23 protein-coding genes and 1 pseudogene are annotated in these 25,948 nt (G+C 70.1%); 15 read left to right on the top strand and 9 right to left on the bottom strand.

Going from position 1 to position 25,948, the window contains the following annotated elements; translation table 11 throughout:
- The first annotated feature begins 317 nt into the window (after positions 1-317).
- The gene (locus tag ACIBEI_RS35630) at positions 318-1,613 is read left to right on the top strand and encodes an MFS transporter (protein ID WP_398894541.1); all 1,296 of its coding nucleotides are present in this window, start codon (positions 318-320) and stop codon (positions 1,611-1,613) included.
- A gap of 91 nt (positions 1,614-1,704) precedes the next feature.
- On the opposite strand, the gene ACIBEI_RS35625 is transcribed toward ACIBEI_RS35630, so the two are convergent.
- On the bottom strand, positions 1,705-2,406 hold the full coding sequence (locus ACIBEI_RS35625; protein ID WP_398894540.1) for a PepSY domain-containing protein: 702 nt from the start codon (positions 2,404-2,406) through the stop codon (positions 1,705-1,707).
- A 172-nt stretch (positions 2,407-2,578) separates the two neighbouring features.
- Here ACIBEI_RS35625 and ACIBEI_RS35620 point away from each other — a divergent pair, with 172 nt between their 5' ends.
- On the top strand, positions 2,579-3,247 hold the full coding sequence (locus ACIBEI_RS35620) for a response regulator transcription factor (RefSeq protein ID WP_398894539.1): 669 nt from the start codon (positions 2,579-2,581) through the stop codon (positions 3,245-3,247).
- The gene (locus tag ACIBEI_RS35615) at positions 3,244-4,680 is read left to right on the top strand and encodes an ATP-binding protein (protein ID WP_398894537.1); all 1,437 of its coding nucleotides are present in this window, start codon (positions 3,244-3,246) and stop codon (positions 4,678-4,680) included. Before ACIBEI_RS35620 ends, ACIBEI_RS35615 begins: the two co-directional genes overlap by 4 nt.
- A gap of 122 nt (positions 4,681-4,802) precedes the next feature.
- Here the strand turns inward: ACIBEI_RS35615 and ACIBEI_RS35610 are convergent, their stop codons facing one another.
- From ACIBEI_RS35610 to ACIBEI_RS35595, 4 genes are all read right to left on the bottom strand, one after another.
- Complete coding sequence (locus ACIBEI_RS35610; protein WP_398894536.1) at positions 4,803-5,279, bottom strand: MarR family winged helix-turn-helix transcriptional regulator; 477 nt, start codon at positions 5,277-5,279, stop codon at positions 4,803-4,805.
- Positions 5,280-5,371: 92 nt separating this feature from the next.
- Positions 5,372-6,169 (bottom strand): AIM24 family protein, encoded by a 798-nt coding sequence (locus ACIBEI_RS35605; protein ID WP_360769019.1) that lies wholly within the window; start codon positions 6,167-6,169, stop codon positions 5,372-5,374.
- Entirely contained in the window at positions 6,166-6,816 is a 651-nt protein-coding gene (locus ACIBEI_RS35600; protein WP_398894534.1) for an AIM24 family protein, read from the bottom strand. Before ACIBEI_RS35600 ends, ACIBEI_RS35605 begins: the two co-directional genes overlap by 4 nt.
- 1 nt (position 6,817) lies before the next feature.
- Positions 6,818-7,450: an AIM24 family protein gene (locus ACIBEI_RS35595; RefSeq protein ID WP_398894674.1), complete on the bottom strand. Its 633-nt coding sequence runs from the start codon at positions 7,448-7,450 to the stop codon at positions 6,818-6,820.
- 239 nt (positions 7,451-7,689) lie between these two features.
- Between ACIBEI_RS35595 and ACIBEI_RS35590 the strand changes: the two are divergent.
- The 4 genes and pseudogenes from ACIBEI_RS35590 (at position 7,690) to ACIBEI_RS35575 (ending at position 12,540) form a co-directional block, all read left to right on the top strand.
- Positions 7,690-8,036, top strand: a pseudogene (locus tag ACIBEI_RS35590) (DUF3817 domain-containing protein).
- A complete protein-coding gene (locus ACIBEI_RS35585; protein WP_398894532.1) occupies positions 8,033-8,326 on the top strand; it encodes an MTH1187 family thiamine-binding protein in 294 nt (97 codons plus the stop codon). The pseudogene ACIBEI_RS35590 and the gene ACIBEI_RS35585 overlap by 4 nt, the downstream one beginning before the upstream one ends.
- A gap of 413 nt (positions 8,327-8,739) precedes the next feature.
- Positions 8,740-10,581 carry a glycosyltransferase family 2 protein gene (locus ACIBEI_RS35580; RefSeq protein WP_398894530.1) on the top strand — a complete coding sequence of 614 codons (1,842 nt, stop codon included), beginning with the start codon at positions 8,740-8,742 and terminating at the stop codon, positions 10,579-10,581.
- A 3-nt stretch (positions 10,582-10,584) separates the two neighbouring features.
- Positions 10,585-12,540, top strand: a complete 1,956-nt coding sequence (locus tag ACIBEI_RS35575; protein WP_398894528.1) for a galactose oxidase-like domain-containing protein — start codon at positions 10,585-10,587, stop codon at positions 12,538-12,540.
- A 102-nt stretch (positions 12,541-12,642) separates the two neighbouring features.
- Here the strand turns inward: ACIBEI_RS35575 and ACIBEI_RS35570 are convergent, their stop codons facing one another.
- Positions 12,643-13,659 (bottom strand): glycoside hydrolase family 6 protein, encoded by a 1,017-nt coding sequence (locus tag ACIBEI_RS35570; RefSeq protein WP_398894526.1) that lies wholly within the window; start codon positions 13,657-13,659, stop codon positions 12,643-12,645.
- 133 nt (positions 13,660-13,792) lie between these two features.
- Complete coding sequence (locus tag ACIBEI_RS35565; protein ID WP_398894525.1) at positions 13,793-14,776, bottom strand: DUF5937 family protein; 984 nt, start codon at positions 14,774-14,776, stop codon at positions 13,793-13,795.
- 86 nt (positions 14,777-14,862) lie between these two features.
- Here ACIBEI_RS35565 and ACIBEI_RS35560 point away from each other — a divergent pair, with 86 nt between their 5' ends.
- From ACIBEI_RS35560 to ACIBEI_RS35545, 4 genes are all read left to right on the top strand, one after another.
- Entirely contained in the window at positions 14,863-16,224 is a 1,362-nt protein-coding gene (locus ACIBEI_RS35560; RefSeq protein ID WP_398894523.1) for an MFS transporter, read from the top strand.
- Between the two features lie 10 nt (positions 16,225-16,234).
- Entirely contained in the window at positions 16,235-16,744 is a 510-nt protein-coding gene (locus ACIBEI_RS35555; protein ID WP_398894521.1) for a MarR family winged helix-turn-helix transcriptional regulator, read from the top strand.
- 86 nt (positions 16,745-16,830) lie between these two features.
- Entirely contained in the window at positions 16,831-17,169 is a 339-nt protein-coding gene (locus ACIBEI_RS35550) for a DUF3817 domain-containing protein (protein ID WP_189845567.1), read from the top strand.
- Positions 17,170-17,265: 96 nt separating this feature from the next.
- Positions 17,266-18,966: a methylmalonyl-CoA mutase gene (locus tag ACIBEI_RS35545; RefSeq protein ID WP_398894519.1), complete on the top strand. Its 1,701-nt coding sequence runs from the start codon at positions 17,266-17,268 to the stop codon at positions 18,964-18,966.
- A gap of 235 nt (positions 18,967-19,201) precedes the next feature.
- Here the strand turns inward: ACIBEI_RS35545 and ACIBEI_RS35540 are convergent, their stop codons facing one another.
- Positions 19,202-19,831, bottom strand: a complete 630-nt coding sequence (locus ACIBEI_RS35540) for a TetR/AcrR family transcriptional regulator (RefSeq protein WP_398894517.1) — start codon at positions 19,829-19,831, stop codon at positions 19,202-19,204.
- 257 nt (positions 19,832-20,088) lie between these two features.
- Between ACIBEI_RS35540 and ACIBEI_RS35535 the strand changes: the two genes are divergently transcribed.
- From ACIBEI_RS35535 to ACIBEI_RS35520, 4 genes are all read left to right on the top strand, one after another.
- A complete protein-coding gene (locus ACIBEI_RS35535; RefSeq protein WP_398894516.1) occupies positions 20,089-21,078 on the top strand; it encodes a tetratricopeptide repeat protein in 990 nt (329 codons plus the stop codon).
- A 620-nt stretch (positions 21,079-21,698) separates the two neighbouring features.
- The gene (locus ACIBEI_RS35530) at positions 21,699-22,334 is read left to right on the top strand and encodes a DUF6230 family protein (RefSeq protein WP_398894515.1); all 636 of its coding nucleotides are present in this window, start codon (positions 21,699-21,701) and stop codon (positions 22,332-22,334) included.
- A gap of 102 nt (positions 22,335-22,436) precedes the next feature.
- Positions 22,437-22,976, top strand: a complete 540-nt coding sequence (locus ACIBEI_RS35525) for a DUF6114 domain-containing protein (protein WP_307521349.1) — start codon at positions 22,437-22,439, stop codon at positions 22,974-22,976.
- Positions 22,966-24,273 carry a hypothetical protein gene (locus ACIBEI_RS35520; RefSeq protein WP_398894513.1) on the top strand — a complete coding sequence of 436 codons (1,308 nt, stop codon included), beginning with the start codon at positions 22,966-22,968 and terminating at the stop codon, positions 24,271-24,273. The genes ACIBEI_RS35525 and ACIBEI_RS35520 overlap by 11 nt, the downstream gene beginning before the upstream one ends.
- A gap of 230 nt (positions 24,274-24,503) precedes the next feature.
- On the opposite strand, the gene pyk is transcribed toward ACIBEI_RS35520, so the two are convergent.
- A complete protein-coding gene (pyk, locus tag ACIBEI_RS35515) occupies positions 24,504-25,922 on the bottom strand; it encodes a pyruvate kinase (RefSeq protein WP_398894511.1) in 1,419 nt (472 codons plus the stop codon).
- Between the last annotated feature and the right edge of the window lie 26 nt (positions 25,923-25,948).

The raw sequence follows: 25,948 nt of genomic DNA, 5'->3' as shown, positions 1-25,948 counted from the left end.
GGATGTGGCTGGTCGCGCAGTTCCCCGCGCCCCTGAAAACCCTAGGGGCGCGGGGAACTGCGCAGTCTTTTGGGGGTTCGGGGGCGGAGCCCCTGAGTTAGTGACGGGAATGGGTAGGGGCGGCGGGGGCGAGAAAAGGCCTGTTGGTCCCCCGGGGGCGCTGGTAGCTTCGGGGGCGTGTTCCTCCTCTTGGCATAGGGCCCGCCCCGGCCCGCGATCGGCAGCGCACCAGGCGCGGTCGTCGCGGAGCACAGGCGTCCCCGTTGCCCGGGCGCACGCCCACCCCGGCGGCGCCCCCATTCTGAGGAACTCTTCGCATGTCTGCGTCTTCAACGCGGCCCTCGTACGCCGCGGTACTACGCACGCCCCACGCCACCCACACCTTCACAGCCGCCCTCGTGGGCAGGCTGTCGTACGGCATGGTCTCGCTGGCCGTGCTGCTGGCGGTGAGCCGCGCCACCGGCTCGTACGCCGTGGCCGGTGTCGTCATGGCGTTCTTCGGCGCCGCGAGTGTCTTTCTGTCGCCCCTGCGGGCGGCCCTGGTCGACCGCCACGGCCCGCGCCGCGCACTGCTGCCGATGGCCGGGCTGTACGCGGGCCTGCTCGGCACACTCGCCGCGGCGACCTGGCGCCCCGGCGCACCCGCGGCCGTCCTGGGCGCGGTCGCCGTCGCGGCGGGCGCCTGCACCCCGCCCCTCGGCGCCACCATGCGGGCCGTGTGGGGCGAACTCGTCACCGACAGGCGGCTGTTGCAGCGCGCGTACAGCCTGGACGGCGTCGCCGAGGAACTGCTGTTCGTCTCGGGGCCGCTGCTGGTGGGCGTGCTCGTAGGGTTCGCGCCGCCGGCCGCGGGGGTCGCGGTCAGCGCTCTGCTGGTGGGCATCGGCACACTGGCGTTCGTCAGCTCACCCGCGGTGACGGGCGTTGCCGTACGGGCCCGCCGTGTCCGGGCCCGGGCGCGGATCGGGCGCGGGCTCGTCCAGCCCGTCGTCGTGGCCGCGGGCATCGGGCTCGCGCTCGGTGCCGTCGACCTGCTGGTGCTGGCCTTCGCCGAGCAGCGGGGCCACGGGGACGACACCGTGGCGTGGATCTTCGCAGCGCTGTCGGCCGGGAGCGCCGTGGGCGGGCTGCTGTACGGCTCGGTCGAGTGGCGCACCGGAACCCGGGTGCGACTGCCGGCGCTGACGGCGGGCCTCGGCCTGGCCCTGGCCGTCGCCGGGCTCGCCCCGGGCCTCGCCACGCTCACCGCCGCTGTCGTGTGTGCCGGGTTCTTCGTCGCCCCGGCGCTGACCACCGCGTATCTGGTGGCCGACGAGTCCGCCGCGCCGGGTGCCCGGGTCCAGGCCGGTGCCTGGGTCAACACCGCGGTGAACGCGGGCATTTCGACGGGTGCGGCGGCCGCGGGACTGCTGGTGGGCCGCCTGCCCCTGGCGGCGGGATTCGCCCTGGCCGGCGGGGCGGCGCTGCTCGCGGCCGCCGCCGTCGGCGTGGGCACCCGGTATCCCCGCGCACTGCCTCAGGAGCGGAAGCAGGAGCAGGAGCAGGAGCAGAAGCAGAAGCAGAAGGCGGAGACGGAGGCCGGCGCGGCGGAACAGGCCCCCGAACGCCGGTAAGGGCACCCGGTGCCGGGTGCCCTTACCTGTGATCCTGTGCTCCTGAGGTCCCTGTGGTCCCTAGTGGTCCCTGGGGTGGGAGGAGGTGACGTCAGTCGTTCGAGCGGTCCGCCGTGACCTTGCCGGAGCCGGAGTCGACCCTCCAGTCGCTGCCGGTGCCGTTCGCGGCGGTGGTGTCGACCTCCCAGGCCTTGTCCGTGCTCTCCTCGTCGAGGTCGACGGAGGTCACCGTGCCCTTGGCGGCGCCGGCCTCCGCGGCCTCGGCGGCGGTGACGGAGCTGCCCTTCAGGGCGGCACGGATCTGCGCGGTCTCGGCGGCGTCGTCGCCGTCGTCGTCCCGGTCGACGTGGGAGCCGACGACCTTGCCGTTGGCGGGGTCGACCTGGACGCTGTGCCAGGCGCCGCCGTTGGTGAGGATGTCCACGTCCCACACGTGCTTGGTGCCCTCGTCGTCCAGGTCGGCCGAGACCGCCGTACCGGCCGTGTTCTTCAGCGCCGCCCTGATCGCGTCGGCGGCGTCGACCTGCGCGACCTTGGCGTCGGCGGCGTTCTCGGCCTTGTCCTCGGCAGCGTCGGCCCTGTCCTCCGCCTTGTCGTCCGCGTCGTTGTCGTCGGCGTCGTCGGTGTCGTTCACATTGGCGTCGTCGTCGCGGCCGGTGTCGTCGTTCGACACCTGCACGTCGGACTTCTTCGCCGGCGCCTCTTCGTCACCCGAGACCGCGAGGGCGGTCGCGGTGCCGCCGCCGATCAGGGCCGCGGCCGCGATGGTGGCGATGACGATGTTGCGCTTCATGGGATTCCTCCAGAATGCGACTGGTTGCAACCAGTAACGGATGGTGTCGCCGGTTGCAGTGGCTTGTTCTGCCTCGTCTGCTGTCGACGGGAACCAATCTGGCCGACCGACGCTGAAGCGGACCTGAAGCCTCCTGAAGGCTTCTTCAGGTTGGGTTTGCGACTCTTGGCCCATGCGCCTGTTGATCGTGGAGGACGAAAAGCGGCTCGCCCTGTCGCTCGCCAAGGGCCTGACGGCCGAGGGATACGCCGTGGACGTGGTCCACGACGGCCTGGAGGGGCTGCACATGGCCGGCGAGGGCTCGTACGACCTCGTCATCCTCGACATCATGCTGCCCGGCATGAACGGCTACCGCGTGTGCGGCGCCCTGCGCGCCGCGGGACACGACGTGCCGATCCTGATGCTCACCGCCAAGGACGGCGAGTACGACGAGGCGGAGGGCCTCGACACGGGCGCCGACGACTATCTGACCAAGCCGTTCTCGTACGTCGTCCTCGTCGCCCGGGTGAAGGCGCTCCTGCGGCGGCGCGGCCCGTCGGGCGGGGCCTCGCCCGTGCACGAGATCGGGCACCTGAAGGTCGACACCGCCGCCCGGCGCGTGTTCCTCGCGGACGACGAGATCACCCTGACCACCAAGGAGTTCTCCGTCCTCGAACAGCTCGTCGTGCGGGCCGGGGAGGTCGTGTCGAAAGCCGACATCCTGGAGCACGTCTGGGACTTCGCGTACGAGGGCGACCCGAACATCGTCGAGGTCTACATCAGCACCCTGCGCCGCAAGCTCGGCGCGGAGCTGATCAGGACCGTACGCGGGGCCGGATACAGACTGGAGGCACGGGCATGAGGCGGCGGATGCGGTCGGTACGGGCCCGCGCCACGCTCGCCGCGACCCTCGTCGTCGCCATAGCCCTGGTCGCCGCGGGCGCCGCCGTGCTGCTCGCGCTGCGCGCCAGCCTCATCGGCCAGGCCGACGCCGAGGCCGACTCGGTGGCCCGCAACGCCGCCTCGGCACTGTCGAACGGGCTCGCGTACAACGATCTCGACCTGCCGGACGGCGACGAGAACCCTGTCGAGGTCCTGGACCGCAAGGGGAAGGCCGTCGCCTCCGGCGAGGACGTCGAGGGCATGAGCGTGACCGCCAAGGCCTCGGACCGGCTGAACTCCGTCGCCAACGACGACGCCGGCGACACGGACGAGGGGCTGGCCGACGAGGAGGACGCTCTCGAGGCCGGCGACATCGCCGACGAGACCTGGTACGGCGAGGGCACCGCGACCGTCGAGGGGGAGACGGCCGACTACCGGTTCGCCGGGGTCGACGTGGTCACCAAGGGGGGTGTCCCGCTCACCGTCTACGCGGGCGCTCCGCTCTCCGCCGAACAGGGCGCTGTCGGCACGGCGTTGACGGCCATGCTGATCGGCCTGCCCCTGCTGCTGGTGACGGTCAGCGGGGTGACGTACGTCGTCACCAGGCGGGCCCTGCGCCCCGTGGAGGGGATCCGTGCCGAGATGGCCGCCATCACGGCCTCGGAGGACCTCTCGCGGCGCGTCCCCGAGCCCGCCACCCACGACGAGGTCGCCCGCCTCGCCCGTACGACGAACGAGACGCTCGCCGCCCTGGAGGCCTCGGTGGAGCGGCAGCGCGCGTTCGTCGCCGACGCCTCGCACGAGCTGCGCAGCCCCATCGCCTCGCTGCGCACCCAGCTCGAAGTGGGCGCCGCGCACCCGGAGTTGCTCGATGTGGACGGGGCCGTCGAGGACACCGTACGGCTGCAGCGGCTGGCCGCCGACCTGTTGCTGCTCGCCCGGCTGGACACGGGGGAGCGGCCCTCGGACGCGCGCCTGGATCTGGCGGCGTTCGTCCGCGAGGAGGCGGGCCAGCGGGTCGGGGACCGGGTCGTGGTGTCCGTGGACGCCGAGTCCGCCGAGGTGGCCGGGTCGCGCGGGCAGCTGGCGCGCGTGCTGGGCAATCTGCTGGACAACGCGCAGCGGCACACACGGACCTCGGTCGCCGTGACCGTGCGACGCGCGGGGGAGTGGGCGGTCGTCGGGGTCGCCGACGACGGCACGGGCGTGCCCGCGGCCGAGCGCGAGCGGGTCTTCGAGCGGTTCGTACGGCTCGACGAGGCCCGTACGCGCGACGACGGCGGAGCCGGTCTGGGCCTCGCCATCGCCCGCGATGTCGCCGTCCGGCACGGTGGGTCACTCACCGTGCGGGACGCGCCGACAGGCGGAGCCCTGTTCGAACTCCGTCTGCCCGCTCCGCCAGGAGGACCGTGATGAACCTGCGGGCCGGTGGGGGCTGGTCGCGCAGTTCCCCGCGCCCCTAAAAGATTGCGCAGTTCCCCGCGCCCCTAAGAGGCTGCGCCGTTCCTCGCGCCCCTATGGGGCGCCGCCTTGTGTCACGAACGCCCCCGCTGCCCCCGCAGGTGTTCCGCGATCGGGGTCAGGGACTTGTGGAGCTCTTCCAGGGCCTCCGGCGACAGGAGGTCGATGAAGTGCCGCCGCACGGACGCCACATGATGAGGCGCGACCTTCCTCATCGTCTCCATGCCGTGGTCCGTGAGCACGGCGTACAGCCCACGGCGGTCGGACTCGCAGTTCTCGCGCCTGACCAGGTCCGCGTTCTCCATGCGGGTGATCTGGTGGGAGAGGCGGCTCTTGGACTGGAGGGTGGCGGACGCGAGGTCGCTCATCCGCATCCGGACGCCCTCCGACTCGGAGAGGTTCACCAGGATCTCGTAGTCGTTCATCGTCAGGCCGAACGGTTGGAGGTCCTTCTCCAGCTGATACGTCAACAGCCTGTTGACCTCCAGGTGGGTGCGCCAGGCGCACTGCTCCGCATCGGTCAGCCAGCGAGTGGCCGTCTCGGTCTCCATGTATGAATTCTACCTAAGATGTTGAAAGGCGAACTAGTGAGGGTTGCGTGACGGCGCGCACACGTTCGACGTCACACTCCGCAGACTACCGCTCACAGCCCGAAGCGACGCTGGAGGTCTCCCAGCTGTCCGGGAAGGCGCGGTGCGCCGGCTTGCTGTCCCTGGTGGCCGGGTACCCCGCCACCACCCGGCACTCCGGGCTCGTGCGGGACCGCGCCCGCGGCCTGCTCGGCCATCAGTGCCTCGCTGGACTGGAGCAGCACCGTGCCGGCTCCCACGAACTCGAACTGGTGCTCCTCCCCGGAGGCCCCTCCCATGCCCGTCAGCGCACGTAGACCGCCCATCAGGCCTGTCATGTACCCGTGGTCGTAATGGTGGCACGGCGAGGGACAGTCGGCCCAGCCGACCAGGGCCTGCGGGTCGACCCGGATCGGGGGTTCCATGAACACCACGGGACCGTTCGACGCGGCCACGAACTTGCCCGTCCCGATCAGCGTGAGGAAGCCCGGCACGATCGACTGCTTCAGCGCGAGACTTGGCTGAAAAGCGAGGAGGTTGCCCGAGCGAATGGTCAGGTTGCCCTCCTCCAGGTCGAAGGAGTTCACGTCGAAGGCCCGGTCGGCGAGGAGCATCTTGCCCGAGCCGGAGGCCACGACCCAGTCGCTCGCGTGCAACGGCGAATGAAAACTCGTCCGCACCAGCCGGTCGAGACGACCGTGCCCGATGCCGTTGAACTCCATCGAGCCGTAGTACGCGATCATCTTGCCCTTCTGCAGGAACCACTCGCTCCCCTTGAGCTCCACGCAGAAGGTGTACGCGTTCACGTTGTCGTCGACCGGCAGCGTCGACGGGTCGTGGATCACGGGGCCCGTGCCCGGGTAGGTGGTCACAGCTTCTCCTCCGACGCCTGCACGTACACCGCACCACTCCCGGTCAGCTCCAGCTGGAACGCCTCGCCCGAGCCGCGGCCCACCAGATCGCGCAGACCGAGCGCGCTGGAGAGCTTGTTGCGTACGTCCCCGTGGTGGGCGACGTACGCCTGCGGGTCGACATGGACCGGGCGCTGCGGGCTGATCGGCACCTCGATGACCCCGCCGTGCGCCATGACGGCGACGCTGCCGTGCCCCTTGAGGGTCGTGGTGAACAGCCCCTGACCCGTCACCTGGCCGCGCACCATGCCCATGACCCCGCCCTGCGAGCCCATGAACATCGTGCCCTGCTCCAGGGTGCCGTCGAAGGCCAGCAGCCGGTCCGCCTCCACGTACAGGGTCTCGCCCGTCAGGCCGATCACCTGGATGTGGTGGCCGCCGTGCCCGAACAGGACCGTGCCGGAGCCCTCGACGGTCATCAGCGGGGTCGCCTCGTCGGCCACCCGCCGTCCGATCATCGACATGATCCCGCCCTGGCCGCCCTGCATGTTGGGGGTGAAGGACACCTCGCCCTTGTAGGCGAGCATCGCGCCGCGCTGGCTGAACAGCCGCTGCCCCGGCATGACCGTGGCCTCGATCATCTTCGAGTTGATCTCACGGAAGGGCATGTCACACATCTCCCGCGATCGAGTTGCGCTCACTGGGCTGTACGTACACGACGCCGTCGCCCTCGAAGCGGATCTGGAAGGCCTCGCCGCCGCCCTCGCCCATGAACGTGCGGAACGTCACACCGGACTGGAAGGACTGCCGCAGATTGCCCTGATGAGCGATGTACGCCCCCGGGTCGACGGTCAGCGGGTACTGCGCGCTGACCCGCAGTACCACGGCAGGACCGTCCGACATGATCGCCGCCTGGCCGTGCCCCTCGATGGTCGTCGTGAAGAGCCCGTTGCCCTGCGAGGCGCCCCTGAGTCCCGTGAAGGACGTGCCCGTACGCAGGCCGGAGTCGGTCGCGAGCAGATTGCTCGACTCGACGAAGAGTTTGTCGCCCTGGAGGTTCACGAGGTTGATCTCACTGGCCCGGTCGGCGAACCAGCAGGTCCCCTGCCCCTTCACCTCCATGAGGGTCATCTGCTCACCGGTGATCCGGCGCGTCACCATGCCGCGGATACCCTCGCCACCGCCGCTGAGCTTCTTGAAGGCCATCTGACCGTCGTACGCCACCATCGAACCGTTCTTCGCCTTCACGGCGTCGCCGGTCATGTCGACGGCCAGCACCTTGCTGCCTTGCAGTCGGAACATCGCCACGGTGATGACGGTAGCCGTCGGGCCTGGTCGCCGAACAGATCCTTCGGGATGATCCGTCCCCGAGGACACCTCGGGGTCCGGTCCGTCAGGTGCCGCCGGCCGGGACCCCGCGGCCGGGCGGCCGGGGCCCGGATGCTTCAATGGGAAAGCTTGTGCGTGCGTTCACAAAGCATCGGCACGGCACCGGCACCCCTTCCGAATCCACCCCAGACTCCTCCCACCGAAGGTGACTCGTGGACATCAAGACCGCCTCCGCCCTCCGTCGTCTCCGTCTGGTCTCGGCCCCCGAGGCCGTTTCCTTCCTTCTCCTGCTGGTCTGCTCGGTGCTGAAGCGGACGACGGACTTCAACGCGGTGCCCGTGATGGGCATGGTCCACGGCGTCCTCTTCATCCTGTACCTGATCTTCTGGGCCGACGCCTGGAACCGTGCCAAGTGGGACCTGAAGACCGCGGCCCTCTACTTCGTGCTCTCGGTGCTGCCGGCCGGCGGTTTCTTCGCGGAGCGCAAGCTCAAGCGTGAGGCGGAGAGCGCGCTGATCGCGTCCCGCGCGCGCGCAACGAAGGGATCGTCAACGCATGATCGTCGCCTTTTCCGTGACGCCGCTGGGTGTCGGCGAGGACGTGGGCGAGTACGTCGCCGACGCCGTGCGGGTTGTGCGGGAGTCGGGGCTGCCCAATCGCACCGACGCGATGTTTACCTCGATCGAGGGGGAGTGGGATGAAGTGATGGCTGTGGTGAAGCGTGCCGTCGCTGTGGTGGAGGAGCGGGCTCCGCGGGTGTCCTTGGTCCTCAAGGCGGACATCCGGCCCGGGGTCACGGACGGACTGACGTCCAAGGTCGACACGGTGGAGCGACACCTGTCGGAGTAGCGGTGTCGCTTGCCGCGGTGGATGTGTGGGTGCGGGTGGGTCGGTGCTGGGTGCGCAGTTCCCCGCGCCCCTGAAAAACCCGGTGCCGAGGCCCGTTTGCCGAGTGGCCGTCGGTTTGAGTTGCTCGCGCAGTTCCTCGCGCCCCTGAAAAAACCGGTGCTCGGGCCTGTTTGTCGTGTGACCGCCGTCTTGGGTTGCCCGCGCAGTTCCCTGCGCCCCCAAGCACCTAAGGGGCGCGGGGAACTGCGCAATCTTTTAGGGGCGCGAGGAACTGCGCGAGCAACCCCCACCGGCCCGCAGGTGAATCGACAACGCCTCGCCCCCCTACCCCCAACTGGACCCCCTCCGTTCGACACGCCGACCGAAAGCCACTTTTGTGTGGGTATCGGCTCGTTCGATCACTGGAGGGCGCTGTGCGGCCGGAGGGCTACGACTACGACAGACACAGCCAACTGGCCGGACCGCTCACGGAGCCGTCCGGCACCGCGTACCGGGTGCAGTACACCAAGCTCCTGTCGCGCGAGCCACACCGAATACGAGCCGTCCTGCTCATGACGCTCGCCCCGCTGCTCACGGGGCTGCTCCTCGTCTACCTGGTCTGGCCGACCCACTGGGTCGCCAGAGAGGGCGGCACCCGCTGGCTGGTAGGCCTCGACATCGCGATGCTCATATCCATCGGCCTGATCGAGCTGTTCATGGTCGTCAACGTGGTCTCCATCGCCCACGCGACCATGGTCGCCAGGGACCCGGTCCCGGTGACCCCCGAGCGCGGCACCCGGGTCGCCTTCCTCACCACGTACGTCCCGGGCAAAGAGCCCCTCTCCATGGTCCGCGCCACCCTCGAGGGCGCCGTCCGCGTCACCCACCCCGGCCCCCACGGCGTCGACGTATGGCTCCTCGACGAGGGCGACGACGAGCAGGCCAAGGCCCTCTGCGTCGAACTGGGCGTACGCCACTTCACCCGCCACGGCGTCCCCGAGTGGAACAGGGCCAAGGGCGTCCACAAGGCCCGTACGAAGCACGGGAACTACAACGCGTGGATCGCGATGCACGGCGGGGAGTACGACTTCTTCGCCTCCGTCGACACCGACCACGTCCCGCTCCCCGAGTTCCTGGAGCGGATGATGGGCTACTTCCGCGACCCGGACGTCGCGTTCGTCGTCGGCCCGCAGGTGTACGGCAACTACACCACTCCGGTCACCAAGGCGGCCGAGTCCCAGCAGTTCCTGTTCCACGCGCTGATCCAGCGGGCCGGCAACCGCTACCGCGCCCCCATGTTCGTCGGCACCAACAACGTCGTACGGATCGCGGCCGTCCGGCAGGTGGGCGGGCTGTACGACTCCATCACCGAGGACATGGCCACCGGGTTCGAACTGCACCGGCACAAGAACCCGAGGACCGGTCACCACTGGCAGTCGGTCTACACACCCGACGTGCTGGCCGTGGGGGAGGGCCCCGAGTCCTGGACCGACTTCTTCACCCAGCAGATGCGCTGGTCGCGCGGCACCTACGAGACGCTGTTCAAGCAGTACTGGAAGGCACCCTTCACGATGCCGCCCGGCCGGCTGTTCTCGTACACGCTGATGCTCGTCTACTACCCGATGACGGCCGTCAACTGGCTGCTGGGCATCCTCAGTTGCGTTCTGTTCCTGTGGTTCGGCGCGTCCGGCACCCAGGTCGCCGCCTCCGTGTGGCTGATGCTCTACAGCGACGCGGCCGCCCTCCAGATCGGCCTCTATCTCTGGAACCGGCGGCACAACGTCTCCCCGCACGAACCGGAAGGCTCGGGCGGCCTCGCCGGTATGGCGATGTCGGCGCTCTCCGCGCCGATCTACCTCAAGTCGCTCGGCGCGGCCGTGGTCCGCCGCCCCAGCCGTTTCGTGGTCACCCCGAAGGGGGGCGGCGCCAGCCCCGACCGGGTGCTGACCTTCCGGATCCACCTGTTCTGGGCGGCCGTCCTGACGGCCTCGCTGGTGGCGTCGTTCGTCCTCGGGCACACGCACGCGGCCATGCGCACCTGGGCCGTCCTCGCCCTGGCCATCTCCCTCGCCCCGGTCGGCGTGTGGCTCGGCACCCTGTTCCAGGAACGCCGGGCCCGGCAGCGCGTCGCCACCCCCGCCGTCGCCCGGGTCACGGACGGCGAGCCCGCACCAGCGCCGGCCTTCAGCGCCGGCGGCACGCTTCCCAGTGGCTCGCTCCCCAGCGGGACGGTCTCCAGCGGGACGGTCTCCAGCGGTACGACAGGAGGTAACTAGGCCATGGCCTACCGCCCTTCGAAGAAGACCCAGAAGAGGCTGCTCGGCATAGGCGGCGTCGCGCTGCTCGCCGGACTCAATGCCCCGGCCGCGATCGGCTTCGCCTCGGAGCAGTACTACGAGTACAAGATCGCCCAGCCCGGCTACAAGGCGAAGTACGGCTCCTGGAAGCACCTGGACATTCCCGAGGAGTTCCGCACCAACGCCATCCACGCGGCGCTCCTGCACACCGGCAAGGTGCTGATCGTCGCGGGCTCCGGCAACGAGCAGAAGAAGTTCGACAAGGGTTCCTTCGACACCGTCCTGTGGGACCCGAGGACCGACACCTTCAAGAAGATCCCCACCCCGGACGACTTCTTCTGCGCCGGGCACGCCCAACTCCCCAGCGGCAGAATGCTGGTGGCCGGAGGTACGGCCCGCTACGAGCTGCTCGACGGCGAGGTCGACCGGGCCGGCGGCGGTATGCGTGTGAAGAACGAGAACCCCGACAAGCCGGTCGTCCTCAAGAAGGGCACCCGGTTCCGCTCGCCGACCGGGGTGGAGTACGTCAGCAGGTTCGACGTCACCGTCCCCAAGGCCAAGCGCACGCAGGAGATCACCTACAACCGGGCCGGTGTGATGCAGCCCTGGAAGACGAAGGTCACCGCGAGCGAGGCCCGGGTCTTCGTCGAGGCCGCCGAGCTGGGGCCCCGGTCGGTCACGGGCAAGCAGGCCCAGTACGAGATCCTCGGCCTGAAGGGGAAGGAGGCGGCCAACACGTACGGCCTCTCCGAGAAGATCACCATGGACAAGCAGGACTTCCAGGGGATCAAGGCGGCCTACGAGTTCGACCCGACGGCGGAGAAGTACGTGCCCGTCGCGCCGATGGAGAAGGCCCGCTGGTATCCGACGCTGGTCGGTCTGGCGGACGGGCGGGTGCTCGCGGTCTCCGGGCTCGACGACGTCGGGGTGATCGACCCGGGCGACAACGAGATCTACGACCCGAAGACCAAGAAGTGGACCCCGGGGCCCAAGCACTACTTCCCGACCTATCCCGCCCTCTTCCTCACCAAGGGCGGCAAGCTCTTCTACCCGGCCTCGAACGCCGGTTACGGGCCCGCCACCATGGGGCGCGAACCCGGTCTGTGGGATCTGAAGACCAACAAGTTCGAGAAGGTGCCGGGGCTGAGCGACACCGACCAGACGGAGACGTCGGCGTCCCTGCTGCTGCCCCCGGCCCAGGACCAGAAGGTGATGATCCTCGGCGGCGGAGGCGTCGGTGAGTCCAAGAAGGCGACCTCGCGCACGGCGGTCATCGACCTCAAGAAGGACAACCCCGTCTTCGAGGACGGCCCCGACCTGCCGCAGGGCACCCGCTATCTGAACAGCGTGATCATGCCGGACGACTCGGTGTTCACGTCCAACGGCTCCTCGGACTACCGCGGGCGCAGCGCCAGCAACATCCTCAAGGCGCAGTTCTACGACCCCAAGTCCAACTCGTTCCGTTCGGCCGCCTCGCCCAGGGTCGGCCGCAACTACCACTCGGAGGCGCTGCTGCTGCCCGACGGCCGGGTCGCCACGTTCGGCTCCGACCCGCTCTTCGACGACCAGCAGAACACCAAGCTCGGCCACTTCGAGCAGCGAATGGAGATCTACACCCCGCCCACCCTGCACAAGAACGCCAAGACCCGTCCCGTACTCGGCGACGGTCCGCAGGAGGTCGACGGCGAGGGCCGCGCGACCTTCGCCACCCGGCATCCGGACCGGATCGTGAACGCCCGTCTGATGCGGCCGAGCGCGGTCACGCACACGACGGACGTCGAGCAGCGGTCCATCGCGCTCGGGGTCACGAAGACGAAGGACTCGGTCACCGTGGACGTACCGAAGGACCGGACGCTGGTGCCGCCCGGCTGGTACATGCTGTTCGTGACGGACACGGACGGGACGCCGTCGGAGGCGAAGTGGGTCCAGGTGCGGTGACGCTCCGCTGGGCGCCGGATTGTGTCTGCGGGTCGGTGGGGGCTGGTCGCGCAGTTCCCCGCGCCCCTGAAAGCCAAAAGGCTGCGCAGTTCCCCGCGCCCCTTACGGGGCGCTGGAGTTGCGGGCCAGGGCCAACGCGTAGTCCGCCCACCATTGGCCCGCCGACGGGCCTCCGCGGCACTGGCCGTCCGACTCTCCGGGGCGCTTGATCCAGAGGTAGGCGTCCACCAGGGGGTCGCCGGTGTCCTTGGTGGGAGGGGTGCCGAGCGCCCGGCCCGGTGGGTTGCACCAGGCCTGGGAGGGGTCGCCGTCCAGGGGGCCGTTGCCGTTGCGGCTGGTGTCGACGACGAAGTGCTTGCCGCCGAGGTCCTCCGAGAGGCGGCGGCCGTACTCCTTCGTCGTCTCGTCCGTCTGGAAGTTGGAGACGTTCAGGGCGAAGCCGTCGGCGTTCGCGACGCCCGCGCGCTTGAGAGGCTCGACCAGCTTCCACGACTCCCGGATCCAGGCCGGATTGCCCGCGTCGAGGTACACCTTCGTCCGCGGCTGCCGCTTCAGCCGCACGATCGCCTCGGTGAGCATCTGCTCGCGCTCGGCGTGGTACTCGCCCGGGGTGCAGCCGTCCACGATGTGCGCGACCGCGTCCGGTTCCAGCACGACCAGGGCGTCGCTGTCGCCGATGGCCCGCGCGAACCGGTCGATCCAGTCCTGGTAGGCGTCCGCGCCGTACGCCCCGCCCGCCGAGTGCTGCCCGCAGTCGCGGTGCGGGATGTCGTACGCGACGAAGACGGCGGTACGCCCCTCCCGCGCGGCCGCCGCGGTCGCCTCCCTGATCTTCGGCTCGGGGCGCTCGGCGGAGGGCCAGATCGCGGCGGGCCGGTCCGCGATGAGCTTCAGGAGGCGGGCGTCGCGCTCGCGCCCCTGCTGCTCCCACCGCTGCACCTGCTGGGCCGCGGGGCTCGCCGGGTCGACCCAGAACGGCGAACCGGCGGCGGGGCTCGCCGGTGGGGACGTCTCACGGGCAGCGGTGTCCGTGTCGGCCTCGGGCGCGGACGAGCAGCCCGCCACGAGTCCGAGCACGGCGAGCGCCGCGAGGGTACGGGTACGGGTCTGCCGGAACATCCTGCCCCCTTGGGCGAAGGTGACGGTCAGTGACGATGTCCAACTATCGTGACATAACGGACTTGACCGGCAGGGGTGCGACACCGTGGGCCGCCGCCTCCTGTAGGGCTGCTGCGGGGTTCCTGTCGGGGCGTCAGGCGCCGCCCGACGCCAGCGCGATGCCCAGCGGCGTCCTCTCGTACAGCACCTGGTGTCCGTACCGGCGCGAGACGAGCAGGCCCGCGTCGCGCAGCGCCGACAGATGCGCCGACACCGACGAGGGCGCGAGGCCGAGGCGGTGCGCGAGGCCCGTCGTGGTGGCGGGGTCGTCGAGCGCGGCCAGGACGGCGGCCCGGCCGCGGCCCAGGACCGCTGCGAGCGCCTCGGGCGTACGGTCGGACGGCTCGGCCCACAGGCCCCCGATGCCGCGCGCCGGATAGACCAGCGTCGGCTGCCAGGGCGGTTCGAAGCCGCTCACCACATCCGGCCAGGAGAAGACACTGGGCATCAACACCAGGCCCTGGCCGCCGAGTTCGCGGACGTGCTCGCCCTTCACGTCGATCGTGAGCGTGCCCGCGTCCCAGGCGAACCGCCGGTCCAGCTCGGACAGCAGCCCGCCCAGGCCCACCTCGGCGAGGCGGCGCGAGTGGAAGACCACGTCGGCCTCCAGAAGGGCCCGCAGCCTCGGCCAGTCGGGCTTTACGAGGGCGCGCCAGGCCGCCGCCAGCAGGTCGGTCAGCTCCTGGATCATGCGGACCGGGTCGGCCAGCAGGGCGCGCCCGCGCGGGGATTCGAGGGCGCCCGGGGTGTCCGCGAGCGCCAGCGCGGTGTCCTCGCGGGCCGCCTCGGGGTCGGCACCGCGAACCGCCGCGATCTCCTCGTCGAACGTGGCCGAGGGGCCGAGCGGCGGAGGCCCCAGCCAGTCCGGAGTGTGCCCGCGCTGGGGCATCAGCAGCCACAGGGGTGTCAGGTCGAGCTGCGCGGCAGCCGAACGCGTACGCCGGAGCCAGTGCGCGTGATACCCGTGCCGCTCGGGGCGGTCGAGGGTGCGGACCGCCGCCTGGGTCTCCCACAGCGGGGACACCGCGAAGCGGCACCTGAGGAGGTCGTCCTCACCGAAGTGCAGATGGAACGGCACGGACCCTCCCGCCGAGGTCGGTCGCGAAGATTCGGCTGACACCGAAACTCTACGGGGGCGGCCCGTGCGCGGGCACGCTGCCGGACATGCCGGAAGAGAACAGGGGCACCACGACGCTGCCCACCCCCGAGAGGACTGGTTACGGTCCCGTCTTCGCCGTACGAGAGTTCCGTGCCGTGTTCCTCGCCCACGCCCTCTCGCTGCTCGGCGTCGTCGTCAGCGAGATCGCGCTGACCGTGCTCGTGTACGGGCTGACGGGGTCGCCGCTGCTCAGCGCGCTGGTGTTCGCACTGGGCTTCCTGCCCTACCTCGTCGGCGGCACGCTGCTGTCCGGGGTGGCCGACCGGTTCCCGCCGCGGCGGGTGCTCGTCGTCTGCGACCTGGTGTGCGCCGGGTGCGCGGCGCTGATGGCCCTGCCGTCCACGCCCGTCGCCGCGCTGCTCTTGCTGCGGTGCGTCATCGCGGCCGTGTCACCGGTGTTCAGCGGCACACGGATGGCCACGCTGACCGACATCCTCGGCGACGGCGACCTGTTCGTGCTCGGCCGCTCCCTGTTGCGGATCGTGTCGCAGAGCGCCGTCCTCGTGGGCTTCGGGCTGGGCGGGGTCCTGCTCACCGTGGTCCCGCCGCGCGGAGCACTGGCCGTCACGCTGGGCACGTTCCTCGCCTCGGCGCTGCTCCTGCGGCTGGGGACCCGGCGCCGACCGGCCCGGGCCGGGGGCGGGGCGCTCGTGCGGTACTCCCTCTCCGGCGCCCGGCAGGTCCTCGCCGACCGCCGGATCCGGGCGCTGCTGCTCCTCCTGTGGGTGCCGCCGATGTTCGTCGTGGCACCCGAGGCGCTGGCCGCCGCGTACGCGGACGAGGCCGGGGTCGGCACGGCCTGGATCGGGCTGCTGATGTGCGCGATGCCGGTCGGCACGATCGCGGGAGAGCTGTACGCCGGCGCCGCCCTGTCGCCCGCGGCCCGCTCCCGGATCGTGCTGCCCCTGGCCGGCGCCGGACTGCTGCCGCTCCTCCTCTATCCCTTCCATCCCGGCCTCGGCTGGATCCTGCTCGTGCTGGTGCTCGCCGGGTCGGCGGGCGCGTACACCCTCGGGCTCGACCGCTGGTTCGTGGACGCCGTGCCCGAGGAACTGCGCGGGCGGGCCATGACCGTGCACACCGCCGGGCTGATGACGATCCAGGGCGTGGGCATGGCACTCGCCGGCGCGGCCGCCGAGTTCTGGGCGGTCAGCACGGTCGTGGGCGGCGTCGGCGCGGTGGGGACCGTGTGCTGCGTGCTCCTGGCGGTGGAGGTGCGGCGTACGGGAAGGACCGGAGAGGGTGAGGGGAAGGGGGCGGCCGAGTGGCCGGGAAAGGGGCCGGGAAGGAGGCCGGGCAAGGCCTTGGCAAAGGGGTCGGATATCGATACGCGAGACGGGGCTGACCACGATATGACCGGCCGGTAGGGTCTTTGCCGTGCCGAAGCCGCTCAGTCTTGCCTTCGATCCCATCGCCCGTGCCGACGAGCACTGGAAGCAACGCTGGGGATCCGTGCCGTCCATGGGCGCGATCACCTCCATCATGCGCGCGCACCAGATCCTCCTCGCCGAGGTCGACGCGGTCGTCAAGCCGTACGAGCTGACGTTCGCGCGCTACGAGGCCTTGGTGCTGCTCACCTTCTCCAAGGCCGGCGAGCTGCCGATGTCCAAGATCGGCGAACGGCTGATGGTGCACCCGACGTCGGTGACCAACACCGTGGACCGGCTCGCCCGGTCCGGACTCGTCGACAAACGCCCCAACCCCAACGACGGCCGGGGCACCCTCGCCTCCATCACCGACAAGGGCCGCGAGGTCTGCGACGCCGCCACCCGCGACCTGATGTCGATGGACTTCGGCCTCGGTGTGTACGACGCCGAGGAGTGCCGGGAGATCTTCGCGATGCTGCGTCCGCTGAGGGTGGCGGCGCACGACTTCGACGAGGAGTGACGAGGAACGGACGAGCAGGGGACCGGGGCTGTACGGGTCCGGGGGTGCCCGAAGATCGTGCGAAACCGGTGGTTACGCTCGTAGCCATGAAAAAGAGCGTGCTGACCCGCTACCGCGTCATGGCCTACGTCACCGGTGTCCTGCTGGTCCTGTTGGTCCTCGGGATGATCGGCAAGTACGTGCTCGACCTGGACGGCGCCGCGGACTTCACGCGTGTCGTCAGCGTCGCGCACGGCTGGCTGTACGTCGTCTACCTGGTCTTCGCCTTCGACCTGGGCTCCAAGGCCAAGTGGCCGGTCCCGAAGCTGCTGTGGGTGCTGCTCGCGGGCACCGTCCCCACGGCCGCCTTCTTCGTGGAGCGCAAGGTCAGCCGCGAGCTGGAGTCCAAGGTCACGGAGGACGCGGGCGCGGTCGCCAAGGCGTGACAACGCCTTAGCCCCCCCGGGTCACTACCGCCACAGGTGCGATCTGTGGCGGTTTGCCGTCGACGATTACTAGGGCGTCCTAGTAATTTTGTTGGTATGGACGCTGACGCCATCGAGGAGGGCCGCCGTCGCTGGCAGGCCCGGTACGACGCCTCGCACAAGCGTGAGGCCGACTTCGCGACGCTCTCCGGGGATGCGGTCGAGCCCGTGTACGGGCCGCGGCCCGGGGACGAGTACGACGGGTTCGAGCGGATCGGCTGGCCGGGGGAGTACCCCTTCACGCGGGGGCTCTACGCGACCGGCTATCGCGGGCGGACATGGACCATCCGGCAGTTCGCCGGGTTCGGGAACGCCGAGCAGACCAACGCGCGCTACAAGAAGATCCTCGCCGACGGCGGGGGCGGGCTCTCCGTGGCCTTCGACATGCCCACGCTCATGGGGCGCGACTCCGACGATCCGCGCTCGCTCGGCGAGGTCGGCCACTGCGGGGTCGCGATCGACTCCGCGGCCGACATGGAGGTCCTGTTCCAGGACATCCCGCTGGGCGACGTGACGACGTCGATGACGATCAGCGGACCGGCCGTCCCGGTCTTCTGCATGTACCTGGTGGCGGCCGAGCGGCAGGGCGTGGACCCGGGGGCGCTCAACGGCACGCTCCAGACCGACATCTTCAAGGAGTACATCGCGCAGAAGGAGTGGCTCTTCCGGCCCGAGCCGCATCTGCGCCTCATCGGCGACCTCATGGAGTACTGCGCCTCGTCGATCCCCGCGTACAAGCCGCTGTCCGTCTCCGGTTACCACATCCGCGAGGCCGGCTCCACGGCCGCGCAGGAACTGGCGTACACGCTTGCGGACGGGTTCGGGTACGTGGAACTGGGGCTGTCGCGCGGGCTCGACGTCGACGCCTTCGCGCCCGGGCTGTCCTTCTTCTTCGACGCGCACGTCGACTTCTTCGAGGAGATCGCCAAGTTCCGGGCCGCGCGGCGGATCTGGGCGCGGTGGATGCGGGACGTGTACGGGGCACGGTCCGAGAAGGCGCAGTGGCTCCGCTTCCACACGCAGACGGCGGGCGTCTCGCTGACGGCCCAGCAGCCGTACAACAACGTCGTACGTACGGCCGTCGAGGCGCTCGCGGCGGTGCTCGGCGGCACGAACTCCCTCCACACGAACGCCCTCGACGAGACGCTCGCCCTGCCGTCCGAGCAGGCCGCGGAGATCGCGCTGCGTACGCAGCAGGTGCTGATGGAGGAGACCGGGGTCGCCAACGTCGCGGATCCGTTGGGCGGTTCCTGGTACGTCGAGCAGTTGACGGACCGGATCGAGGCCGATGCGGAGCGGATCTTCGAGCGGATCCGGGAGCGGGGGGAGCGGGCGCATCCCGACGGGGTGCATCCGATCGGGCCCGTCACGTCCGGGATTCTGCGGGGGATCGAGGACGGGTGGTTCACCGGGGAGATCGCGGAGTCGGCGTTCCGGTACCAGCGGGCTGTGGAGAAGGGGGAGAAGCGGGTCGTGGGTGTCAACGTCCACCGCGGCTCTGTCACTGGTGACTTGGAGATTCTTCGGGTCGGGCATGAGGTGGAGCGGGAGCAGGTTCGGGTGCTGGCCGGTCGCAGGTCCGGCCGGGATGACGTGGCTGTGCGTGAGGCTCTGGCTGCGGTGCTCGCTGCCGCGCGGGGTGGGGCCAACATGATCGTGCCGATGCTCGACGCGGTGCGGGCCGAGGCCACCCTCGGCGAAATCTGCGACGCCCTCCGGGAGGAGTGGGGCGAGTACACGGAACCGGCGGGGTTCTAGCCGTTTTCCTCGCCCCCGCCGCCCCTACCCATTCCCGTCCCTCTGGGGCTCCGCCCCAGACCCCGTGGGGGGGTGCGTTTTCGGGTGCGGGCCGGTGGGGGCTGATCGCGCAGTTCCCCGCGCCCCTAAAGGCCCCCTAGGGGCGCGGGGAACTGCGCAATCTTTTGGGGGTTCGGGGGCGGAGCCCCTGAGTAGTGACGGGAATGGGTAGGGGCGGCGGGGGCGAGAAAAGGGTTCAAGGCTCCGTCGTCGCCGCGCCGGACAGGCCCAGGAGCAGGACCCGGGTGAAGTCGTGGACCCACGTCGGGGTGACCGGTTCGGCGCAGACGAGGGTGCGGTGGACGACCGCGCCGGCGACCATGTCGAAGATGAGATCGACCGTGCGGGCGGCGGCCGAGGGGTCGGACTCCGGAGGGAGTTCGCCACGGACCTGGGCCCGCCGCCGCCCCTCCACCACCAACCGCTTCTGACGGTCCACGACGGACGCCCGGATCCGCTCCCGCAGCGCGTCGTCCCGCGTGGACTCGGCGAGGACCGCCATGAGCCCGCTCTTCGCCTCCGGGCGGGCGAGGATCGCCGCGAACTGGAGGACGACGCCCTCGATGTCCGCCGCGAGGCTCCCCCGGTCGGGCAGCTCCAGCTCGTCGAAGAGCGCCGCCACCGCGTCGACCACCAGCTCGTTCTTGCCGGCCCACCGACGGTAGAGGGTTGTTTTCGCGACTCCGGCGCGCGTTGCCACATCGCCCAGCGTCAGCTTGGACCAGCCCAGTTCGACGAGAGCCGCACGCGTCGCCGCCAGGATCGCGGTGTCCGCGGCGGCGCTGCGGGGACGCCCGGTGCGAGGGGCGGAGGTGCGGCTCTGCATGCCGGTGACCATATCCGGGGACTCTGAGTACGGGGATTCGGCGGAGCCGTGAGGGAGATCACCGAAATGGGTCTGCCGCGATTCCCCGGAGAGAGTTACGCTACGACCCGTAGCGAAAGCTCGTGCGTGAGCGACAACCGCGCGGCGCCAGGTGGGGACCCGGCGCCAGGACCGACGGTGACCAGTACTGGACCACGTAATCGACCAGCTTTCACAACGCTTTTCACAGAGGCGCGCGGAGGGGGGAGGATAGACGCATGCAGCCACGGAACATGTCCATGAGCGGAGTCGTCGACCTCGCCGCGGTGAAGGCGGCCCAAGAGGCCAAGGCGAAGGCGGAGCAGGCGCGTGCGGAAGCGGCGCGGCAGGGCGGCGGAGCCGTCTCCGCGGTGTCGCCGTCGAGTCTCGTCATCGACGTCGACGAGGCGGGTTTTGAGCGGGACGTCCTGCAGCGCTCCACCGAGGTGCCGGTCGTCATCGACTTCTGGGCCGAGTGGTGCGAGCCGTGCAAGCAGCTCAGCCCGCTCCTGGAGCGGCTCACCGCCGAGTACAACGGCCGGTTCGTCCTCGCCAAGATCGACGTCGACGCGAATCAGATGTTGATGCAGCAGTTCGGGATCCAGGGGATCCCGGCGGTGTTCGCGGTGGTGGCCGGGCAGGCCCTGCCGCTCTTCCAGGGCGCCGCCCCCGAGGCCCAGATCCGGGGCACCCTCGACCAGCTCGTGCAGGTCGCCGAGGAGCGCTTCGGTCTGACGGGCCTGACCGTCGACCCGGACGGCGAGCAGGGTGCGCGGGGCGGGCAGCCCGCGGAGCCCCAGGTCCCGGCCGGTCCGTACGACGCGCTGCTCGAAGCCGCCGTACAGGCCCTGGACGCGGGCGACTTCGGCGGCGCGGTGCAGGCGTACAAGAACGTGCTGAGTGACGACCCGGGCAACACGGAGGCCAAGCTGGGCCTGGCCCAGGCCGAGTTGCTCCAGCGGGTGCAGGGCGCCGACCCGCAGCAGGTGCGCAAGGAAGCCGCCGACAACCCCGGCGACGTGCCGGCGCAGATCGCCGCCGCCGACCTGGATCTGGTGGGCGGCCATGTCGAGGACGCCTTCGGGCGGCTCGTCGACGCGGTGGCGCGCACAGCGGGTGACGACCGGGACGCGGCGCGCGTACGGCTTCTCGAGCTCTTCGAGGTTGTGGGCGCCGACGACCCCCGTGTCGCCGCGGCGCGCCGGGCGCTGGCACGGGCCCTGTTCTGACCAGTCGCTAAACGTCGGGACCCGTGGTGCCCGAGTGAAGAATTTGGCGACAGAGCGACACTGTGGCCGCGTTTTACCAAAACTTGGTAAACGCGGCCGCTGTTACTGCGAGTAAGTCAGGAGCGGTGATCTGTCGGATTCCGTCCGATGTTCGATCACTTTGTCACCTCCCTTGGTGCCACCCAGAGTTGTCGGCCGATACCGACGGGTCGTTGTTCGGTTATCCGGCCGTTACTAGCCAGTAACGAACCCCCTTGTGCGGGCGGCGAGAATGCACCACGATCGGCGACGCTCGGTCCATTCCCCTTCCCCGACAGCCAATCGGGTCAGCGGGTTTCCTTGGGTCCCCACCGAGTAGGGACGGCGACAGTGGCGCCGGCCCTTGGGCAGGGGGGTCTTCGCCGTTCGGTGGAGCCTGTCCGGCAGGTTGTGCGTGAAGTGTTCAGGCGCGACCAGTGGTTGTCGCTCGGGGGTGATCGCCGGTGATTCGGGTGCGTTCCGCGCCTCCGGGTTGGGGCGCTCTCCTTCCCGAGGACGTAGCACTTCTCCCATCCCTGCCCGGCTGAGCCGCCGTCTGGGGGCAGCCAGGGCCGGAGATGTACGTCCGAGAAGGAGGAAATATGGAGTCCCAGGTGCGTGGCGGGACCAGATGGAAGCGGTTCGCGGTAGTCATGGTGCCCAGCGTGGCCGCGACCGCCGCGATAGGTGTCGCCCTGGCTCAGGGTGCTCTCGCCGCGTCGTTCAGCGTGTCGGGTCAGTCGTTCAAGGTGACGGCGGACCGGCTCGATGGTGTTGGCTTCTCGCAGTACGGGGCCATCGACCAGGGCTACACGCTCAAGGGTGAGAAGACGGCGCACCCGGTCGCGGTGTCGGCGTTCAAGAGCGCCAAGATCAGCAACATGTGCCAGTCCGTGGTCACCCCGGACATCCCGTTGATCGGTTCCGTCAGCCTGACGCTGAAGGCCGGTGGCGGTGGCACGCCGGTCGAGGCCGAGAACCTCTACATCGATGTCGAGGACCTCCAGGCCAACGCCACCTTCCGCAACATCGACATCGGTGTTGCCGCCGGAGACGCCAACAAGGGTCCCGGTATGAAGGGCGGCAAGGAGCAGGCGAACCCCTACGGTTTCGCCCAGCAGGCCGAGTCGGCCACGCTGACCGACGTGAAGCAGACGGCGTGGGCGACCACCGCCGGCACCTTCAAGCTCAGCGGCCTGAAGATGTCGCTGTCCAAGGGTGTCAAGGAGTGCTACTAGGCACTCCGTGGGCGGGTGAGGGAGCCTGCGCTGCCTCACCCGCCCGTCCCTTTTCGTAGTACGTGAAACCCTCAGCAACGCCGTTCCAGGGAGCTGTTTTCCATGAGCGCCGAGACTCCTGCCGCGCGCGGTCAATTCCACATCTGGCGGCTGCGGTTCCGTGCCTGGCGGGGCGGCCGGCCGTTCTGGGCGGGCCTGTTCATCCTGATCGCCGGATTCCCGATCGCATACCTTCCGTACGCGAACCTGCAGATCGGGCATCTCACGCTGGCCATGGCGACGACCGCGGGTGCGGGGTCTCTCATCATCGGCGTGCTCCTGGGTGTTCTCGGAATCAGCCTCTGGTACCAGAAGCACATCCGGACCTTCGCCGGTGTCGCGGCGATCCTGCTGGGCCTGGTGTCGCTGCCGGTGTCCAACTTCGGAGGCTTCTTCGTCGGCTTCCTGCTGGCCCTCGTGGGCGGCGGAATGGCCGTGGCCTGGGCCCCGGGCGAGGAGCCCGCCGCGCGCCCGGCCGAGACGGACCGTACGGACAAGGGAGACGCCCCGGAGGCCGCACTGGCCAACGGCGCGAGCGAGCCGAACGATCTGTCAGGAACGAGCCCGACCAACGGGGCGAACGGGAGGCACAGTGCCGGCTGACGAGGTCCAACACGCGGGCCCCGCGGGCGAGGTCCGTGAGAGAACCGGGCCGCGGCACGCAGCCCCCAAGAAGCCTTTGTTCACCAGGTTGCACGTGCCCGCGGGCAAGGCGATAGCCATCGCGTCGATGCCGACCGCCATCCTCATGGGCATGGGCTTCACGCCGACGCTCGCCCGGGCCGAGGACAAGCCGTCGGCGAAGAACCTGACGATCGACGAGTACAAGGACTGCGTCGACGCGCTGGAGGAGGAGACCGAGGAGGCCAAGGACGACGCGTCCGCCACGCCGTCGCCCTCCGCCTCGACGAGCGCTCCCGCGGACGACGACAAGGACGAGCCGAGCGCCTCGGACCCGTCGGGTTCGGACACGCCGGGCTCGGGCTCTTCGTCGGATTCAGGTTCCGACGACAAGCCCGAACCGACGCCGTCCGCCTCGGAGTCCAAGGCGCCCGCCGAGAACACCGAGCCGACGCCGACGCCCACCCCCTCGGCGTCCGAGTCGAAGAACCCGCTCGACCCCCTGGGTGTCGGCGAGGCGATCAAGGACATCTTCACCCCCGACGAGGAGGAGACGGCGACCCCGACTCCGACTCCCTCCGCGTCGACCCCCGAGGCCGAGAAGCCCGCCGAGAAGCCGGCGGACACGGCCGAGGACCCGGTCAAGGACACGGTGGAGAAGGCCGAGGACACGGTCAAGGACGTCACCGACGCGGCGACGGACGCGGCCGAGGACACCGCGGAGAAGGCGGAGGAGGCGGCCGACGACGCCACCGCGTCCCCGACCCCCAGCCCGTCCGCGAGCTCCACCACGGACCCGGACGACTGCCCGGCCGCCACGGACGACGAGGGCGGTGTCGAGCAGGGCATTCCCGCCCTGGCCGACGACCCCTGGCAGCTGGAGGCCAGTTCGCTGCTGCTCAAGGGCGCCGACTACCAGGGCATCGTCAAGGTGAAGACCGCCAGCGGCAAGGTCAAGGAGGTCCTCAAGTACGTGATCTCCGACGGCACCGACATCGGCGACCTGCACCAGACCGTCACCGACAAGCAGGCCGGCAAGACCTACCACGTGCAGGCGGGCAAGGGCACCACGTCCACCATCCGCGACGGCAAGACGGTCATGTACACGGAGAGCATCTCCGGCAACCTGCTCGGCCTGATCCCGATCACGTTCGACCCGGAGCACCCGCCGCCGCTGAACATCCCGCTGATCTACTTCACCAAGGTGAAGGTCATTCAGGCCGCCCAGTTCGGCGGGACGCTGACCGTCCCCGGCATGCACCAGTTCACGACCGACTGACCAGCCTGACCCGGACGCGACGGACGGGCCGTACGCGGCCCTCCGGGCGCCCACCGGAGCAAACGACCTCCGGGAGCCGCAAAACACGCTGAGGGCGCCCCCTGCGCGGCAGGGGGCGCCCTCAGCGGCGTACAGCGGCTGTACGGGGCCGACAGGCGGCACATGCGGCCGCACGGGGCCGACAGGCGGCACCGGCGGCCGTACGCCAACGAGCGGCCGTACGGGCGGAATCAGCCGCCCAGGTGGTGCACGCGGACCATGTTGGTGGTGCCGGGGACGCCGGGGGGCGAGCCGGCGGTCATCACGACGATGTCGCCCTCGCTGAAGCGGTTGAGCTTGCGCAGCTCGTTGTCGACCAGGTCGACCATCTCGTCGGTGCTGTGCACGAACGGCACGACGTAGGACTCGACGCCCCAGCTCAGCGCGAGCTGGTTGCGGGTGCCCTCGTCGGTCGTGAAGGCCACGATCGGCTGCTCGGCGCGGTAGCGGGACAGACGGCGGGCAGTGTCACCGGACTTGGTGAAGGCCACCAGGCCCTTGCCGCCCAGGAAGTCCGCGATCTCGCACGCGGCACGGGCCACCGAACCGCCCTGCGTACGCGGCTTCTTGCCGGGCACGAGCGGCTGCAGGCCCTTGGAGAGCAGCTCCTGCTCGGCCGCGACGACGATCTTCGACATCGTCTTCACGGTCTCGATCGGATACGCGCCCACGCTCGACTCGGCCGACAGCATGACCGCGTCCGCCCCGTCCAGGATCGCGTTGGCGACGTCGGACGCCTCGGCGCGCGTGGGGCGGGAGTTGGTGATCATCGACTCCATCATCTGGGTCGCCACGATCACCGGCTTGGCGTTGCGCCGGCACAGCTCCACGAGGCGCTTCTGCACCATCGGGACCTTCTCCAGGGGGTACTCGACGGCGAGGTCGCCACGGGCCACCATCACACCGTCGAAGGCCGCGACGACGGCGTCCATGTTCTCGACCGCCTGCGGCTTCTCCACCTTGGCGATGACGGGGACCCGGCGGCCCTCCTCGTCCATGATCTTGTGCACGTCGTTCACGTCGTGGGCGTCGCGCACGAAGGACAGCGCCACCAGGTCGCAGCCCATCCGCAGGGCGAAGCGCAGGTCCTCGACGTCCTTCTCGGACAGCGCCGGCACGTTCACGGCGGTGCCGGGCAGGTTGATGCCCTTGTGGTCCGAGATGACACCGCCCTCGATGACGATCGTCCTGACCTGCGGGCCCTCGACCGCGACGACCCGCAGCTCGACGTTGCCGTCGTTGATCAGGACCTGGTCGCCCTTGGAGACATCGCCCGGCAGACCCTTGTACGTGGTGCCGCAGATCGACTTGTCGCCCGGGACGTCCTCGGTCGTGATGGTGAACTCGTCACCCCGCTCCAGCTCCACGGGACCCTCGGCGAAGGTCTCCAGCCGGATCTTCGGGCCTTGCAGGTCGGCGAGCACGCCGATGGCGTGGCCCGTCTCCTCGGCGGCGGCCCGGACCCGCTCGTAACGGCCCTGGTGCTCGGCGTGCGAGCCGTGGCTGAAGTTGAATCGGGCCACGCTCATGCCGGCCTCGATCAGCGAGACGAGCTGCTCGTGGGAGTCGACGGCGGGGCCCAGTGTGCAGACGATTTTGGAACGGCGCATGGGGGCGATCCTATCGGTTTGTTTCG

Source organism: Streptomyces sp. NPDC050988 (assembly GCF_044456225.1).
Classification (GTDB): Bacteria; Actinomycetota; Actinomycetes; order Streptomycetales; family Streptomycetaceae; genus Streptomyces.
The sequence above is the reverse complement of the archived record's forward strand: the minus strand, read 5'-3'. Positions and strand labels throughout refer to the sequence as shown.

Bases quoted from the DNA above. Each gene is read 5' to 3' on its own strand.
- ACIBEI_RS35540 (WP_398894517.1), bottom strand. From the start codon at position 19,831: ATGCAGAGCCGCACCTCCGCCCCTCGCACCGGGCGTCCCCGCAGCGCC.
- ACIBEI_RS35545 (WP_398894519.1), top strand. From the start codon at position 17,266: ATGGACGCTGACGCCATCGAGGAGGGCCGCCGTCGCTGGCAGGCCCGG.
- ACIBEI_RS35600 (WP_398894534.1), bottom strand. From the start codon at position 6,816: ATGCCCTTCCGTGAGATCAACTCGAAGATGATCGAGGCCACGGTCATG.
- ACIBEI_RS35585 (WP_398894532.1), top strand. From the start codon at position 8,033: ATGATCGTCGCCTTTTCCGTGACGCCGCTGGGTGTCGGCGAGGACGTG.
- ACIBEI_RS35610 (WP_398894536.1), bottom strand. From the start codon at position 5,279: ATGGAGACCGAGACGGCCACTCGCTGGCTGACCGATGCGGAGCAGTGC.
- ACIBEI_RS35570 (WP_398894526.1), bottom strand. From the start codon at position 13,659: ATGTTCCGGCAGACCCGTACCCGTACCCTCGCGGCGCTCGCCGTGCTC.
- ACIBEI_RS35550 (WP_189845567.1), top strand. From the start codon at position 16,831: ATGAAAAAGAGCGTGCTGACCCGCTACCGCGTCATGGCCTACGTCACC.
- ACIBEI_RS35595 (WP_398894674.1), bottom strand. From the start codon at position 7,450: ATGTTCCGACTGCAAGGCAGCAAGGTGCTGGCCGTCGACATGACCGGC.
- ACIBEI_RS35525 (WP_307521349.1), top strand. From the start codon at position 22,437: ATGAGCGCCGAGACTCCTGCCGCGCGCGGTCAATTCCACATCTGGCGG.
- pyk (WP_398894511.1), bottom strand. From the start codon at position 25,922: ATGCGCCGTTCCAAAATCGTCTGCACACTGGGCCCCGCCGTCGACTCC.
- ACIBEI_RS35530 (WP_398894515.1), top strand. From the start codon at position 21,699: ATGGAGTCCCAGGTGCGTGGCGGGACCAGATGGAAGCGGTTCGCGGTA.
- ACIBEI_RS35575 (WP_398894528.1), top strand. From the start codon at position 10,585: ATGGCCTACCGCCCTTCGAAGAAGACCCAGAAGAGGCTGCTCGGCATA.
- ACIBEI_RS35630 (WP_398894541.1), top strand. From the start codon at position 318: ATGTCTGCGTCTTCAACGCGGCCCTCGTACGCCGCGGTACTACGCACG.
- ACIBEI_RS35560 (WP_398894523.1), top strand. From the start codon at position 14,863: ATGCCGGAAGAGAACAGGGGCACCACGACGCTGCCCACCCCCGAGAGG.
- ACIBEI_RS35620 (WP_398894539.1), top strand. From the start codon at position 2,579: ATGCGCCTGTTGATCGTGGAGGACGAAAAGCGGCTCGCCCTGTCGCTC.
- ACIBEI_RS35535 (WP_398894516.1), top strand. From the start codon at position 20,089: ATGCAGCCACGGAACATGTCCATGAGCGGAGTCGTCGACCTCGCCGCG.
- ACIBEI_RS35625 (WP_398894540.1), bottom strand. From the start codon at position 2,406: ATGAAGCGCAACATCGTCATCGCCACCATCGCGGCCGCGGCCCTGATC.
- ACIBEI_RS35615 (WP_398894537.1), top strand. From the start codon at position 3,244: ATGAGGCGGCGGATGCGGTCGGTACGGGCCCGCGCCACGCTCGCCGCG.